16 protein-coding genes are annotated in these 14,614 nt (G+C 31.5%); 7 read left to right on the top strand and 9 right to left on the bottom strand.

Annotated features, from left to right (window positions below):
* Positions 1 to 150: 150 nt before the first annotated feature.
* The 8 genes from N3Z17_RS03270 to nrdR form a co-directional block, all read right to left on the bottom strand.
* The gene (locus tag N3Z17_RS03270) at positions 151 to 573 is read right to left on the bottom strand and encodes a YgiW/YdeI family stress tolerance OB fold protein (protein WP_282472576.1); all 423 of its coding nucleotides are present in this window, start codon (positions 571 to 573) and stop codon (positions 151 to 153) included.
* A 47-nt stretch (positions 574 to 620) separates the two neighbouring features.
* Positions 621 to 746, bottom strand: a complete 126-nt coding sequence (locus tag N3Z17_RS03265) for a hypothetical protein (protein ID WP_282472575.1) — start codon at positions 744 to 746, stop codon at positions 621 to 623.
* Between the two features lie 192 nt (positions 747 to 938).
* Positions 939 to 1,400 carry a hypothetical protein gene (locus N3Z17_RS03260; protein ID WP_282472574.1) on the bottom strand — a complete coding sequence of 154 codons (462 nt, stop codon included), beginning with the start codon at positions 1,398 to 1,400 and terminating at the stop codon, positions 939 to 941.
* A gap of 83 nt (positions 1,401 to 1,483) precedes the next feature.
* On the bottom strand, positions 1,484 to 2,449 hold the full coding sequence (locus N3Z17_RS03255; RefSeq protein ID WP_282472573.1) for a zinc-binding dehydrogenase: 966 nt from the start codon (positions 2,447 to 2,449) through the stop codon (positions 1,484 to 1,486).
* 9 nt (positions 2,450 to 2,458) lie between these two features.
* Entirely contained in the window at positions 2,459 to 3,724 is a 1,266-nt protein-coding gene (locus N3Z17_RS03250; protein WP_282472572.1) for a M16 family metallopeptidase, read from the bottom strand.
* A 68-nt stretch (positions 3,725 to 3,792) separates the two neighbouring features.
* On the bottom strand, positions 3,793 to 5,223 hold the full coding sequence (locus N3Z17_RS03245; RefSeq protein ID WP_282472571.1) for an ankyrin repeat domain-containing protein: 1,431 nt from the start codon (positions 5,221 to 5,223) through the stop codon (positions 3,793 to 3,795).
* 252 nt (positions 5,224 to 5,475) lie between these two features.
* Complete coding sequence (gene murG / locus N3Z17_RS03240; RefSeq protein WP_282472570.1) at positions 5,476 to 6,582, bottom strand: undecaprenyldiphospho-muramoylpentapeptide beta-N-acetylglucosaminyltransferase; 1,107 nt, start codon at positions 6,580 to 6,582, stop codon at positions 5,476 to 5,478.
* A complete protein-coding gene (gene nrdR / locus N3Z17_RS03235) occupies positions 6,563 to 7,036 on the bottom strand; it encodes a transcriptional regulator NrdR (RefSeq protein ID WP_282472569.1) in 474 nt (157 codons plus the stop codon). The genes murG and nrdR overlap by 20 nt, the downstream gene beginning before the upstream one ends.
* 296 nt (positions 7,037 to 7,332) lie before the next feature.
* Here nrdR and N3Z17_RS03230 point away from each other — a divergent pair, with 296 nt between their 5' ends.
* From N3Z17_RS03230 to N3Z17_RS03205, 6 genes are all read left to right on the top strand, one after another.
* Positions 7,333 to 8,325 carry an RluA family pseudouridine synthase gene (locus tag N3Z17_RS03230; RefSeq protein ID WP_282472568.1) on the top strand — a complete coding sequence of 331 codons (993 nt, stop codon included), beginning with the start codon at positions 7,333 to 7,335 and terminating at the stop codon, positions 8,323 to 8,325.
* A gap of 60 nt (positions 8,326 to 8,385) precedes the next feature.
* A complete protein-coding gene (locus N3Z17_RS03225) occupies positions 8,386 to 10,056 on the top strand; it encodes a flagellar hook-basal body complex protein (protein ID WP_282472567.1) in 1,671 nt (556 codons plus the stop codon).
* 202 nt (positions 10,057 to 10,258) lie between these two features.
* Positions 10,259 to 10,960, top strand: coding sequence for a protein-L-isoaspartate O-methyltransferase family protein (locus N3Z17_RS03220; RefSeq protein WP_282472627.1), 702 nt, complete (start codon positions 10,259 to 10,261; stop codon positions 10,958 to 10,960).
* 21 nt (positions 10,961 to 10,981) lie between these two features.
* Positions 10,982 to 11,611, top strand: a complete 630-nt coding sequence (gene rdgB, locus N3Z17_RS03215; RefSeq protein WP_282472566.1) for an RdgB/HAM1 family non-canonical purine NTP pyrophosphatase — start codon at positions 10,982 to 10,984, stop codon at positions 11,609 to 11,611.
* Between the two features lie 37 nt (positions 11,612 to 11,648).
* Positions 11,649 to 12,218 carry a DsbA family protein gene (locus N3Z17_RS03210; RefSeq protein ID WP_282472565.1) on the top strand — a complete coding sequence of 190 codons (570 nt, stop codon included), beginning with the start codon at positions 11,649 to 11,651 and terminating at the stop codon, positions 12,216 to 12,218.
* Between the two features lie 36 nt (positions 12,219 to 12,254).
* Positions 12,255 to 13,565 carry a porin gene (locus N3Z17_RS03205; RefSeq protein WP_282472564.1) on the top strand — a complete coding sequence of 437 codons (1,311 nt, stop codon included), beginning with the start codon at positions 12,255 to 12,257 and terminating at the stop codon, positions 13,563 to 13,565.
* 92 nt (positions 13,566 to 13,657) lie between these two features.
* On the opposite strand, the gene N3Z17_RS03200 is transcribed toward N3Z17_RS03205, so the two are convergent.
* Positions 13,658 to 13,819: a hypothetical protein gene (locus N3Z17_RS03200; RefSeq protein WP_282472563.1), complete on the bottom strand. Its 162-nt coding sequence runs from the start codon at positions 13,817 to 13,819 to the stop codon at positions 13,658 to 13,660.
* 106 nt (positions 13,820 to 13,925) lie between these two features.
* On the opposite strand from N3Z17_RS03200, the gene N3Z17_RS03195 reads away from it, so the two are divergent.
* On the top strand, positions 13,926 to 14,594 hold the full coding sequence (locus N3Z17_RS03195; RefSeq protein ID WP_282472562.1) for a CADD family putative folate metabolism protein: 669 nt from the start codon (positions 13,926 to 13,928) through the stop codon (positions 14,592 to 14,594).
* The last annotated feature ends 20 nt before the right edge of the window (positions 14,595 to 14,614 follow it).

Genomic DNA, 14,614 nt, shown 5'->3' with positions numbered 1-14,614 from the left:
CATTTTTATTTGACTTTTAAAGTTGCCGCAACTGATGTATATATCTTTATGCATTACTAGATATACTAAAAGCTTTGCTACACAAATACTGAGTATAATTACTTCTCAATTTTTTAGGCAACAAAGCTCATGAAATATAATTTGCACAGATTATTTTTGTATTTCTACAGATTTAACATCTACTTCTATTTTAGAAGGAAAGTAATCTTTGTCTACTTTTCCATAAAGTTTAATCAATGTTTTCGGCGTTATTTGTTCTTGTGGCATATTTTTATTATCTATTTCCACAACCACTTCTCCTGTGCCATCTGTAAACACATACTTATCATGCGAAATACGTTTAATTATATATCCCTTTAAGTACATCTTCACATTATCTTGAGCTGTTGCAAGAAGATCTTTAACAGACATTTCACCACCTGCATCTGGTCCCACAAATCCTGGAGGGGTTATGTATGTGGATGAATGTGAATTAGAGTTATGATTTTGTGATGCCTCTACACTACTCAACGCCACCGCACTACAGAAAACCGCCAATAGCATAATTTTTTTACTGTTCATTATTTGTATCATTTGTTTTGTTAATTAATACTTTATCCTATTACAACACCTTATTTTTGTCAATTTACAAAAAACTTTGTTGTAAAAACAGCACTATGTTCACCATGTAACTTTGTAAATTCCTCCCAAAGCTTTCTCAGCCAACTCCTTAACCTCCTTATTTGCACCACCATATTATTTAACATGACTGATCCAGATTAATATCTCTATACTCAAATTGTTAAATATTTACTACTAACGAACCCATCTTGGAAACACCCTCAAGTCAAGAAAAATATAAAAGGGGGTTATTATTCGTATAATACGCTATAGGTCTTTTTCGCAGCTATGTTGCGGATAGGCGTATTAACCTGTGGCCTTAGAGGAGGCACTCTCAGTCATGAAGGTGCCTTACTCGACAACAAAGTGATAAAAATCTGGAATAACTCATTAAATATATGACTATTCAAAGAAGTATGAGAAGCACTCCCGCTCTCTGATAGCGCAATGTTTTTCCATGGCAAACCACTTACCATTATACTGTACACTGGCTCTCCATTTAGAGGCTTGACATAATGCCAAGCATATTTACTCGTCATCTCATACCTTGCCCCCTTACTTAACACACATGTAGATATTACCTGCGGTGTTTTGCTGCCGTATCCTAAGCCCATCTCGTATGTCCCATCCAATATAATCATAGAACATGGCCACGGATGAGGATGAAAAAAAGGCTTTTTTGTGCTCGGAAATATTCTATGAAGATTTATCCTTATATCTCCATATTGCATCCATATTCTTTCTGTTCTGGGAATTTCATAGTTAATGTTTAAGTGCTGCCACTTAGTTTGATCACTCATTAAATGCGGCAAACAATTTAAGACTGTTGCAAGTACATTAAGCATTTATTTCAGCATTAATATCTCTATATTCAAATAAATTGTTAAATATTTATTAATGCCGAACCCATAAAATTATTACTTTTTACTTTGTCGTAAGCTTGACTTATGTTATCTAGACTAAATTCATCACAAATTTTAACTTTAATTCTTCCGGCTTTAATCATCCCAAAGACTTCATCCGCACATAGTACCCTTTCCATCTTATTGCTTTTATAATCAAAAATTGATGGGAATGTAATATACAAAGATTTGGCAGAAAGCTTATTGATATCAATATTAACCATCTGATTTAACCTTGCACCATAATAAACTAAAATTCCCATTTTAGTCATACATGCAATGTTTTTATCATGGACTATACCACCTAACGAATCATAGATAATGTTTACACCATACCCTTTAGTAAACTCCATGATTTCTTGTTGCCAGTTTTCTGATTGATAATTAACCACTGTTCTGCAACCATGTTCTAATGCAAAAGCTTTTTTGTTATCACTATCAACACTACCAATGACAATAGCTCCTAAATCATTTGCCCACTGAGCTAATATATAGCCAATACCAGAAGATATATTATGTATTAAAACTATTGACTTTGAACCGATTATATAGACCCTTTTTAAAAGAGAATGCGCCATCATTCCAGCAAAATACGTCGCTCCAGCTGTTTTTTGATAAATTTCTTCAGGAACTGCTACAAAATTTTCTGCATTAACAATTGCATTTTCTTGGTAACTCCCCATATTTCTAGTAAAATAGACAACAGAATCCCCAGGTCTAAAACCTGTTACATTTGCCCCAACTTGTAGTACATCTCCACTTGCACTGTAACCTGGAACAATAAATTGTTTATCCCCTGGAACATTGACAAAAATATCATCATCATTAATTCCAGCTACTATGTTTTTAACCAATATCTGTCCCTCACCAGGGTTCTGACTATCAATATTCTCTATCTGCAACTGTTGATTATCACCTGATTTAACTAACTTAACAGACTTTGGCATGACTCAATTTTATAATTTTAACTTATCTATAATCTTATTATAACTACAAATATTTGCAACATTTCCAAGCGTAGTGATAGTAATATTATTGTTTGATAATATTTGCCTGGCTATTTTTTTTAATGACCCAACAGACACATCATTTACTTTTTTTAGTATCTCATCATTACTAATATACCTACCAAACATTGCAAAGTTGTTACATAGCTTTTTTGCTCTAGATGTTGTACTTTCCATTGACATAAGTAAATTTGATCTTACCTGCGCCTTGGCACGCTCAATTTCCATATCATCTATTTTTTCAGTAACACTCAATAATTCCTGTATAATCAAATCTATGAGCAAATTTATATTTTTTGAATCAAGGGCAGAATGTATTCCAAATATTCCACAATCACTATAGCTACTTGAAAATGCTGAAATATTATATACTAATCCCCTTTTTTCACGAATCTCTTGAAACAATCTCGATGACATACCACCACCAAGAATAATCGCTAAAATTTGCAAATCGTAAAAATTCTCATCTAAATATGACAGACCCTCAAATCCCATTAAAAATTGATTTTGTTCTAGATCCTTACTAACGCGCAATTCTCCCCCTGAATAATTTGCCTTTTCGTATTTTGAAACGCTTTTAGTTTGAAAATTTTTGAATCTATCATCTACCATATCATTGAACTTATCTGCATCAAAATTTCCAGCAGCGGATATGATTGTATTTTTAGTAGAGTATTGATTTTTAAAATAATCACACAACTCCTCTCTACTTAATTTTTTTATAAACTCTTCTGTCCCTAAAATTGAACGACCTAGTGGTTGGTCTTTAAAGGCAGTCTCTTGAAAATAATCAAAAACTATATCATCTGGAGTATCTCTTGTCATACATAACTCTTGAAGAATCACCTCCCTCTCCTTCTCCAACTCTTCTTTAGCAAAAGTGGAATTTAAAATGATATCAGTAAGAATATCAGTTGCCTTTTCCAAATCATCTTTAAGCACTTTTGCATAATAAACGGTCGAAGTTCTTGATGTATAAGCATTAAAATATCCACCTATCATATCAAATTCCTCAGCAATATCTCTCGCCGTTCTTGTTGATGTACCTTTAAAAGCCATATGTTCTAAGAAATGAGAAATCCCATTATTCTGTTGATTCTCGTTTCTACTGCCATTTTTCACTAGCACACTAACAGTTATAGATTCAAAATCACTTGCCGTATCTGTTGCAACAGTTAATCCATTTTGCTTTATTGAATAATTTACTGATGTCATTAAAACTTTAAATCATTATTTTAAGCAATTCTACAAACTTTAAACTATTTAGCAACACAAAGTATATATTACAAATCTACTTTTGCAGAATCAAACATATCTACGATTTCTGACAAGGTTTCGGTAAATTTCACCACATCTTCGTAAGAATGATAATGAATCCTTGGGTATGAAGCATCTTCATCTTTCTGAATTATATCCTTAATTGATTTCATGTCGAAAAAAGCATGCAACTCCACTTCCCTACTTAGCACCTCTGAATGCATTTTTTTTATTGCGGAAGTTATTTTAGCACTTTTACAATTACTAAATATTTTACTACAATGCTTTGTAAATTTACTGATAAATGATAGTTCTTTTTTAGATATTGTATCTTTCCACATCTTATCCTCAATAATAGCAGATTTATGATCTATAGGATAAAGTATATTGCTAAGGCCATAATACGACTCACCAAGTCTATTAAATGCTAATTCATGATCCAGTACAAATGCCTTTTTCTTTCCATAGTTATCTATTACATATCCATAATTATCATAACTTAAATCATCACCCAGGCCCATGTTGATTCCATAATTAGCGATAAGAGTTATGTACAGATACATTTCTTCCGGGCTGTCACCATAAGTATCAATTCTCGTCATCGGTACAAAAGATTTAATAAATTTATTAGCGGTTAAAATGGTATTAACCTTGTTTAATTTACTAGAATTAGCATTATCTTGCACGACAAGTACTAAATTTTGAAATAATTCTGGGTTTAAATGATTAAGCAGTCTAGTGGCAAAATACTCCTCCGCTATCATTGGCTTTATTACGAATGTTTCACCATTTAATTCTCCAATCTCACCCTTATACTGCCCACCTAGTAATTTTTGCTTATCTTTTAGATTTATAAAATTTTCATAAGCAACATATTCTAACTCTAATTCTTTAGATTTTATTGCACTATTTATTATGCTATAACTACCGCCCTCTGCTCGATCTTTAGCAGTTAATCCTTGATAATCTCTTATGTGGTAATTCGCTCCTTTTTCTATAAGATATTTAACTATTTTTTCTTCATTATTATTTGCAGCTATATATAATGCTGTATACTCATCTTTCTGTTGGAAATCTATATTAGCTCCATTTTCAATTAACAATTTCACCATCTCAAAATGCCCTTTATTAGAGGCAAGGAGTAAAGGTGTATTTTTTGATTGAGGTATGAAACAGTTTACATTTCCTCCTTTTTCAATCAATTTTTTCATTATAGCGACATTCCCAATACTAGCTGCAAAAATCATTGGAGTTACACTATTGCCAAGTGCATAATTTGGATCAATACCGTTTTCGATTTCAAATTTAATGAGCTCTTCTAAATCAGAAATATAAGCTTTTCTAGAATTTGAATCAATAGCGCCCTTTAAAAGCTTAAGATTTTCAAATAATAATGCGTGTTTTCCCTTATAATCTAATCGTATAAACTCTTTCTTTTCCTTTTCAGATACTGTCATAATAAAAATTGTTAATTATTCTTCGCGCTCATAATACCATATGAAGCGTTATATTTATACTAAGGTTTAAATATTTTTATTGTTGGCTGTGATTTTAAAATAGCGATATAGTGCTTATTATACCAAGTCCCAGATTAAATTAGACAACTACTTAGAGGGACGAGGCTGCGCAAATGTACATTAGTACATGCGTAAAACCGAGCTCCGAACTAAGTGTTTGGATAAATTAAAAAAGGGGATTGGTATAATAGCTTATATCTCGTTAAAAAACTTGTTAACAGAATTAATATGAAGCTCTCTCAGTTGATTTTTATAAGATTTCTCCATCTCATATATGCTCTCAGGATTTTCTAAACAGTCTTTGATATACGAAGCTAGCCACTGTGCTGAAAATTGGCCCTCCTCTTTCATAATGACTTTTGAATTTTCACTAAGGTATTTAGCATTATATAATTGATGATTATCTTTTGCTTTGGCAAACGGAATCAATATTGCTGCTTTTTGAAATAATAACACCTCAACAACGGATGATGCGCCTGCTCTTGAAATAATTAAATCATGCTTATTATATAATTCCTCGATATTATCGAAAAAAACTTTAACATTAGATTTGCAATTTGTTTTGGAATAAATATTCACTGTATCGTCTAAATACTCTTTTCTAACTTGATGGGTAATATGCACCCTACTTTGCAAAGATTTTTCTAAATTTAAAATTGCTTCTGGCACTACATCACTAAAAAGCTTTGCTCCCTGACTACCACCTATTACCAATATCCTTAAATTTGTTATTTTTCTCTTTGCCTTAATATTGTACTCTGGCAAAACTTTTATCAAATTCTCCCTAATTGGTAGCCCTGTTAGGATAACTTTTTTTCTATATTTATCTTTAATTTTCTTTGTATCCGGAAATGAGATTAACAATTTATCCGCAAATGGTAAAAAAATTCTATTAATTTGTCCAAGAACCGAATTTTGTTCATGTAAAAAAAGAGGTATACCAAAAATTATTGCGCATAACGATGCTGGAAAAGCTGGATATCCACCGAATGAAATTATTACTTTCGGCCTTTTAAAACAAAATTTGCACATTATTTTTAATGTACTGATAAGCAAAAGCGATAAATTTAATACCCTATTACTCAAATTTTGCCTTGGAGATGTTGAGAAAATAACCGTTTTTTCGATATCACCAAATACTCCATCACAATATTTCAAAGCCCTTTCATCACATACCAGATGTAGCTTATAACCCTCTTTTTGTAATTTTTCAGCAACAGCTTGTGCCGGGAACACATGTCCACCAGTACCACCTGCAGAAATGATAATTGTTTTATTATTAGTTGCTTTCTTTATCACTAATTTTATGATCTAATGTTTGTATTAATCCTTTAAAATCCTGAACTTCCTTAAAATCCATATATACTGATGCATATCTAACATATGCAACTTGGTCAACCTTAATCAGCTCATTCATCACTAACTCACCTATAATTTTAGATTCAACTTCTCCTTCTCCAAATTTTTGGAGCTTTTTTACTATACTTGAAGCAATTTTATTCAAAAGCTCATTTTCTATATTCCTTTTTCTAGTTGCTATCTCTAATGATCTTAGTAATTTTTGTATATCAAATGGTCTTTTTGAACCACTTCTTTTAATTACCATTATTTCTCGTACCTCCAGCATTTCATACGTAATAAATTTCGCCCCACAATTATTACAAATTCTTCTACGCTTGATGCTAGAATTATCATCTGATGATCGCGAATCCTTCACTTGAGTATTCAAAAATTCACAAAAAGGACATTTCATAATTTTTAAGACTTACATATTCACTAGATTAATAATCTCTAAAATAGCGAATTATATGGTAAATATAAAGTTTTTTTGTATAATCAGTACTTAAAGGACTTGTGATTAATACCAATTCTCTAAAATAATTTGATAGATAAATTGGTATTTTTAAGAGATTTTTTATAGCATCTGAGCCTAATGTACCTTGGATAAATGGCAAAGATGATGTAAAAAATCACCAAAAAGACTAAATTTAAATGTTAAATTATTTAAGGCAATTGATATAAGATGCATCTATTTTTAAAAATACTTTCATGAAATTAGTAAAATCGGATGAAATAGCTTATGCTTTTGAAGTTATATCAGGGGAACAAGGGGAACGATTAGATAAATTCATTACCTCAAAAATCAGTGAACAAACAAGGTCGCAGGTTCAGTTTTTAATTCTTAATTCAGGAGTTACTCTTAACAACATTATAGAAAAAAACTGTGGCAAAAAGCTCAAAATTGGAGATTTAATTTCAATTTTTATTATAACAAAGCAAACTAGCATAGAGCCATATAATTTAAAATTGGACATAGTATACGAAGATGAGGATTTGATGGTAATAAATAAACCAGCAAATCTTACTGTACATCCGGGAACAAACACAGATAATCAAACATTAGCGAACGCACTTGTATCATATTGCAAAACCCTTTCCTCAGCAAGTGGGGATGATAGACCAGGAATAGTACATAGACTTGATAAAGACACTTCAGGATTAATGCTAATTGCTAAAAATAACGATACTCATCTTTATTTATGCGGTCAAATCATGGAAAGAAAAGTAAAAAGAATATATTTGGCAATAACGTATGGAGTACCAAATCCTATTATAGGACGTATCATGACCAATCTTGCTCCATGTAAAAAAAATCCTACAAAAATGCGTGTTGTTGGTGATGAAACAGGCAAAATAGCAATCACAAATTACAGAGTGATAAATGTTTATGAAAATAGGATGTTTAGTCTAGTGGAATGTGAACTAGAAACTGGTAGAACTCACCAAATAAGAGTGCATATGAAATACAAAAATACCCCTATCGTTGGTGATAAAAAATATGCCTTATATTATAATTTTAATCCAGAATTTGTATCAAAAGAGTTAGTTGATAAAATTAAGGGTTTTGACAGACAAGCACTTCATGCTTATAAAATTTCTTTTACTCACCCTAAATCACTTAAACCGCTTGAATTCGAAATTCCTATTGATAGCGGTATGAAGGAAATATTAAATTTATTGAGAGTTGATAATCATAAGTAATTAATTTGGCATGATAATTGCTCAGTACCAGTTAATATAATTTTATTTGGTATTATTAAAATGTCTTCAGCAGGTATAGCAGCAGTAACCCAAGGTATGGCAGCAGCAGAGTCAGTCTCTGGTAAAATTGGTATAAATTTAAGTAATGCAAATACCCCTGGTTATAAAGCTTTTGGAAATTATCTTTTGAGTGAAACTACTAAATATAATGGCGGTGTCACAGCTGTTTCCCGTGTTCAAGCTGATATTCAAGGAGAAATCACCGAAACAAAAAATGAATTTGATTACGCAATCGAAGGCAATGGATTCTTTGTTGTAGAATGCAATGGAGAAAGAAGATATACAAATGCTGGACGATTTGAAAAAAACAAAGATGGCTTTTTAGTAGCTCCTAATGACTGTTATTTACTTGGAGAATTATACACAGATGGCGACCAAAACCAAAAAAAAGGAATTGAAGATCCTAAGCGCATACAGTTGTCATCAAGTACCATAAAGGGTCATGAAACAACAACCGCTGACATTAATCTAAAGCTAAGTGCACAAGCTCCTATTGTTGGTGGAGGTAAAGCACAAATGACGATTGATACATCTCCTACTGTAATTGCTGATGGCGACTCATTCTTAATGAATTTTTATCAAAACGTTGGTGATAAATCAAATCAACTTTCTGTTACTTTAACTAAACAAGCAATGCCTCAAGCTGTAGTCAGAGATGGAAATAGAATGACGATTGAATATAGTAATATAGGTGATTTAGTTACAAAAATGAAAAACAATCTAGGTCAATATTTCAAATCCGATCCCATCACATCGACATCGACGACTAATGCAATTGAATTTGAATTAAAGGAAAACACTAGAATGCAATTTGAAGATAAACCTCTTGCACCTATACTTGCTGCAAAAGTTAAACCACAAAGCATAGATTCAACTACAGCTGCAGGTAAAACTGATATTTTAGACAAAGGATTTGTTAAATCGTGGTATGCTGGGAATAATAAGGATTATAACATAGCAAGTGGAAAGTATTCGCCTAGTTTTATGGAAGAGTTTTTGGTAATTGACTCTAAGGATAATCCCCATCAAGTTTCCATGGACTTCATAAGGACAGATTTTAATGAATATACAGTTGAGGTTTCTATTCCTGGTCAAGAAAGAGATCCTGCTAGTAGTAGTACGATTAGATCTGGTAAAATTACTTTTGATCCAAAAACTGGAAAGGGCACCTCTACAGGTTTAGATAGTTTAACGATTAATTTTGATGTTCAAGGAGAACAAATCACATCCACTTTCAAACTTAATTGGAACAAAATTGACATGTACGGCGATTCATTTAATGGAGATATAACTACCGATGGAAAAAAAGAAGGAGCATTAATGAATACCAGTATTGATAAAAAGGGAAATTTAACTGGCCATTACTCTAATGGTGATGACAAATTGCTTGCAGCAGTTCCTCTTGCAATTTTTAAAGATCCAGCAAAACTTCAAAATGAATTTGGCACTGTATTTTCAAGTACCGCAGAATCTGGCCCTGCCACATTATCTCTTGTTGGGCAGAATGGCACAGGCACAATCGTCAGTGGTAGCTTAGAAGGTTCTAATGTTGATGAGGCAACTTCAATGACAGATTTAATGAAACAACAAAGGTTTTATTCATTTAATGCAAAAGCATATGGCATAATGAATGGTATGGAAGACGTTCTATTAAGTGTGATACACGTATAGCATAATTCAAATAGGTATTGACATCGTCATTCTTCGCTTATGTAGCTTTTACTACACTTTGCTCATCACTCCTTGTCACTACCTATCTGACCTAAAGCTATATAATAAATTTTAAAATTGATCAAAAAAGTACTGCAATTAGTTTAAATTTGTTATATTGGTTAGTATTGATTAATCCAATAATTTATAATTGATTTTGTCTGTGGAAATTAAAGATATATATAATGATGAGTATTTTGCAGTAGCAAGGCATAATATGGTTTATAATCAATTGGTACCGAATGGCATCAATGATGAAAGGATTATAGACGTATTATTAAGAATTCCTCGTCATAAATTCATTATGAGCAAATGGAAAAACGTGGCATATTCAGATTCAATTTTACCATTGTGGAACACTGATTTATTTGCAAATGAGAATCGGTTTATAATGTCACCTTTTGTTTTAGCAAGAATGCTTCAAGATGCAGAAATTGATGAAAATTCATCAGTACTTGATTTTGGTTGCAACACTGGATATTCATCAATTATAATATCAAACATCGCCAAAAGGGTGACAACAGTTGATATAGATAGGAAATTATTAAAAATTGGCATGAGTCAAGAGTTACTTTCTCAAGCAAAAGATAACATTATGTTTCAAGCACTTGATCATTTTGAAAAAAATTCCAAAGGTTTAGAGTTTGATGTAATTTTTATTAATGGAATTATGAATGATATACCAAAATATCTCGAAGATATATTAGTTGAAGGTGGCAAGATAATTCTTATTGAAAGGAAAAATAATTTAGCTAAAATAGTCAAATGGACTAAACATAATCATAACTTATTCAAAGAAGAGTTACTTGCGGTTGACGCTGATGAGCGTCTTTTAGTTAAAACAAAATATTCCATGTTGTATTGAGATTGTATTTAAATTCTCTTTATGAGTACTAATTTTTCAAATAATAAGTTGTGTATAGCAACATCTAACTTGGATAAATTTAATGAAATATCCGCTATGTTAGCAGATCTTAGCTTAAGGTTATATGATTTAAAAAGCCTAAATATCACTTCTTATCCTAATGAGGATGGTGAAACTTTTGAGGAAAATGCTTTAATAAAAGCTCGGTACTATTTTAATTTGTGCGCTATGCCAGTCATTGCTGATGATTCTGGATTTTGCATACCAGCAATAAATAATCAGCCTGGTATTTTTTCAGCAAGATTTGCAGAACCAGTTGAAGATTATTTTAAGGCTTTTGATAAAATCAAATTTATGCTAAAGCAAAGAGGAATTGAGGAGTGTCACGAAATAGATGCCTATTTCATTTGCTATTTGGTATTATTTTTTAATGAAACCAATTTTATAGTCACAAATGGTAAAATTAATGGCAAATTAAATTTTAATGCTAACTCATACAATAGCAATGGCTTTGGTTATGACCCTATTTTTAAGCCAGATGGTTTCAACAAAACATTTGGTGAAATGACCTCGCAAGAAAAAAACTCTATAAGCCATAGAAGCATTGCAATGAAAAAAATGATTAAAAAGATTCAAAATAATGAAAACTAAAATTTACATTCTTTTTATAAGCCTTTTTATTAATGTCATGGTATCTGCTTTTGCAAATGATGTTGAAGACAGGTCCCAAATACTAAAATTAGTTGATGGTGACCATTATTTAGGAGATACAAAAGCAAAGGTAACAATCATTGAATATTCTTCATTATCTTGCCCAGGGTGCTCTTCATTCCACGAAAGTATATTTTCTAAAATAAAAGAAAATTATATTAACACTAATAAAATCTTATACATATTTCGTGATTATCCAGTTAATGAACCAGCATTATACGGGGCCATTTTTGCTAATTGCTTTAACGATAATTACTTTGACATTATCGATATTTTGTTCAAATCACAAATTAAATGGGCATTTAGGAAGGACTTTAAACAAATGCTAAAAAATATCGCAAGACTTTCGGGCTATAGCACTGATAAAATTAACAGTTGCTTTGATGATAAAAAATTTGCTGATAACTTACAAAAAAAGGCTTATGACGATATGAGAATTCTAAACATTAACCAAACACCAACAATTTATATTAATCAAAAAGCCATCAATGCTATAAAAAATTATGATGATTTTGTAAAAATCATTGACAACCATCTAAATAACTAGATATATTTAGGGGATTTTAATATATAGGCATCGGTTATGGGTAACAAACGTTTCATTTGTTTAATTTTAGCATTAGGTATTATTCCTTCTGTTGCACAAGCAACTGATATAACGAAAGGTTCTTCAATTAAAATAGGGGGAGAGGTAGATTCACAATTTGGAATCGTTAATCAACAAGATGCTTTTAGAAAAAACCTTGCGAATGGGCAATATTATAATAAGAATTCGTTAGCTAATACTGGGTCGTTAAAATTTAATTATGACAATAAAAGTGAAACTGGGCTGGGATATGGAGCTTATATCAAACTGAATGCGAGTACTTCTGAATCTCCTTCAGGAAGCAAAAATATTGGGAATGAGGTTAAAATATATGTTCAAGACACATTTGGTAAAATTGAATTAGGAAACACTTCCCCTGTAGGTAGTTCAATGCAAGTAAATCCATATACATTTGCACGTGCAACAGGTGGACTAGATGGAGATTGGGATAATTGGCTTAAAAACGGTGGTGTTATAGATAGTACCAGTAAGAAAAAAATAAGTGGAACTTATTTAACTTCTCCTAAATTGCCAGTGGGTTTTGATGAAACCAATAAAGCTGGGAAAATTAACTATTTTTCTCCAATTATAAATGGATTTTCATTTGGTGTTAGTTACACCCCAGATTCAAAGGCAAAAGGAACTGCTGCTCAAGCCAAAGATGTATTGAAAAATGCTGATGGTGGATATAAAAATATTTGGCAGCCAACTGTTAGATACGAAACATCCTTTGAAAATGGTGTGAAATTCTCAACTGCTGTACTTGGTGAATTCGGTAAGGCAAAAAAGGTTTCATATTTTAATTCAATTGCAGATATTGATGCAGATAGTAAAAAAATCCCTGATATTGACAGAAAGAATTTAAAAGCATGGCAAGTTGGTGCTGGTGTTGATTATAAAGGCTTTGCCTTTGCAGGTGCTTATGGTGACATCGGAAAGACTGGAGATCTTCCAGCTGCCAATAAAAATAACACTGACGTAAAAACAGGTGGTAAGTATTGGTCTCTTGGTTCTGCATATTCAACAGAAAAATATGGAATCAGTGTCAATTATATGCAAAGCAAAAGAGCTGGATGTTTAGCAAAAGTTAATAATAGTAAAGACGAGGAGAAATTTGTTAAATATGGCGAAAATGAGTATAACAAGTTTGAGGCGATATCAATTGGTGCTGATTATGTAGTTATGCCTGGCTTCATGCCTTATATTGAGGTTACTAAATTCAAATTCAAAGAAAATACCAATTATAATATAGGCGCTACGTTTAATAAAGGCACTGTAATATTGGCTGGTACAAAAATTAAATTTTAAATTAATTCATATGCTCTTGGGATCATTTAATGTGATCCCAAACAACTTAATAACGTAAGAATTCTTATAAATGCGTTAGATTGGGATTTTTTTTATCGCGCTAAATTACTTGAAGATGCAAAATTGAGATTAAAAAATTTATAGATCCCAATATATTTATCTTCAAGCGATCCATTCTCCACATATCCATCTAGCTCTTTACAAAAATCATATATGTCGCAATATATTGATATTATCTGATTTTCTGATATCATACTTATTCATTAAAAGTTTTGTAGTTGCTATGATGTCATTTATTATGGTAATTATAAAACTCAGAACTGAGTTTTAATAAAATCATAACTTAACTAAAAAATTATCATGTCTGACTTTACTAGTATTTTATTAAAAACAATTGAACCATTTCATTTATTAAATCATTGTTTTTATAAAAAATGGAATCAAGGGAAATTAAACCGGAGAGTTTTACAAGAATATTCAAAACAGTATTTTCATCATGTTGATACTTTTCCAAGATGCATTAGTGCAATACACTCCAATTGTGAAAATTTAAAAAATAGACAAATTCTATTAGGTAACCTAATAGAAGAAGAGGCTAATGAAAATAGCCATCCCGATTTATGGCTTCAATTTGCCAATGGTTTAGGCGTTAACTCAAATGATGTTAGAAATGCTAAACTAAATCAAGAAACAGAAGACTTAATTACTGGCTTTTTAGCCCTCACAAAAGATTCCTATGCAAAGGGTTTAGGTGCTTTATATGCATACGAATACCAAATCCCAGAAATTGCAAAATCAAAAATTATTGGCTTATCTAAATTTTACGGAATCAATGATAGCCAAACGATCAAATTCTTTGAAGTTCATATTGATGCAGATGAGTGGCATTCACAAGAATGTTTTGATTTGTTAAAAAAGCTATCATCTAGCGAGGAGAAGGAGGTTGCCATTTATGGGGCAAAACAACTTTCAAAATTAATGTGGAATTTCTTAACTGGAATAGACAAAGCAACAATTCATCTACAATAACATTGTAAGATTAAAATATT

It is taken from the genome of Candidatus Bandiella numerosa (assembly GCF_029981845.1).
GTDB lineage: Bacteria > Pseudomonadota > Alphaproteobacteria > Rickettsiales > Midichloriaceae > Aquirickettsia > Aquirickettsia numerosa.
Note: the sequence above shows the minus strand (reverse complement) of the source record. Positions and strands in the feature narration are given on the sequence as shown.